General features: G+C 69.8%; 2 protein-coding genes. Both read right to left on the minus strand.

What is annotated here, in order from left to right; genetic code table 11:
• On the minus strand, nt 1-1,075 hold a 1,075-nt coding region (locus WBF82_RS15350), incomplete at its 3' end, for a DUF7159 family protein (RefSeq protein ID WP_424383849.1).
• A gap of 194 nt (nt 1,076-1,269) precedes the next feature.
• Nucleotides 1,270-1,581 (minus strand): hypothetical protein (locus WBF82_RS15355; protein ID WP_424383850.1); only part of this gene is annotated, 312 nt, incomplete at its 5' end.

Genomic DNA, 1,581 nt, shown 5'->3' on the forward strand with positions numbered 1-1,581 from the left:
GGGCGGGTGCCGGCTTCGCCGGGGCGACGGCCTTGGGGCCCGGATCGGGCCGGACCGCCGAAGTCGGCCGCATACTGACCGCCAGCGCGACCACCAACGCTGCAGCGGCTACCACGAAGATCGCGACGACGGCGCTGACCACCAGGACCAGCGGCCTGCGGCCACCGTCCTTGGGAATAGCAATAGCGCCGGTGTAACTGCCGGTCGGAAAGCCTCCCTCGCCGACGGCAGCGGTGTAGGCGTCGGCCTCCTCGTCCGGAACTGCGCTGTAGGCCAGCGCTTGCTCTCCGGTTGCCGCGACGTTGGCAACGTCGAAGTAGCCGGGCGCGACGGCGAAGGGATCGATCGCGCCGGTACCGGGATCCTGCGCATAGGCCAGCGCGGCGGTCGACGAGGAGAACAACGGCGCGTTGGCCGATGCCAGGGCGGCCCCGCGGGCCAGCGCTGTCTCCGGCTCCTCGGGCGCATTCACCGTCAGCCCGGTCGCCGCCTCCAACTGCGCCTTGATCGGGGCGATGTCGACGCCCGAGCCGACGACGAACAGGCCATCCGGACGTGTTGCCAGCGTCTCGGCGCCCGAAGCCATCGCGGACAGTTGGGTGATGGGATCGGTACCCGGCGCCAGTGGCTGGCGGCGCACATCAGTGATCGAACCGTCCGAGGTGTTTACGACCGCCAAGGTCGCCGTGTCGGGCTCGACGAACAACAGTCCCGTCTGCGCATAACCGACCGAGTTGCCGACGACTTGCGCCAGGGCCGCAGCGGCCAAAAACGACGACACCAGCATGACGTTTTCGACCTTGCGTGCCGCCAGCGCGTCCTGCAGCGCGGCGGCCTCCACCGGATCCGTCCAGGTCACACCCGTCGAGCGCAATTGGTAGCCGCTCTCGACGGCGCCTTCCTGGGTGCCCAGGATCGCTGAGACCACCTGGTCGGCGGCTCTGACGGTCGGGGCGTCGGCCGTGTTGACGGGGAAGCCCTCTTCGTCGACCGTGACGCCGTCGGCATTTTGGCCCTCAACTAGAACCATGCGGACCGCTGTCGGTGCCATCGACACGCCAAGGACGGTGTCCACTACTCCTCCAATTAGATGGTCGCTCAACTCACGGGGTACCCCGGGAACTGGTCATTACGCCGAGCCAGTGCGTTGCGGATTGCCGAAGTTCCTCAAGTGCTGGCAGGAGCGCGTCGATCACTCCCCCGGTCTTCGCCTCTTCGACCTTACCTACGGCCGCACTTGGCGGCCATCTGATGACTACGCGCCGGAGGTCACCCGCGGCCGTGGCCGAAACCGCCGCCATGTCCGCCCCCGAAACCGTGGCCCCAGCCACCGCCGCCGCCGCCGTGACCCCAGCCACCGCCGCCGTGATCGCCGCCCCACGGGCTTTCCGGCGGACCCAGCAGCGGAGGCGCTATGAGTCGCGGAATGATCGGCGGTATGACCGGTGGCGGTGCCACCGGAGCGGGCGCTGGGACCAGGACTGGCAGTGGCGCGGGCGCCGGAGCAGGACCCGGCACTCGGGCAGGGGCGGGTGCCGGCGCCGGAGCGGCCACCGGAGCCGGTGCAGGCGCAGGTGCAGG

It is taken from the genome of Mycobacterium sp., from assembly GCF_049673265.1.
GTDB lineage: Bacteria > Actinomycetota > Actinomycetes > Mycobacteriales > Mycobacteriaceae > Mycobacterium.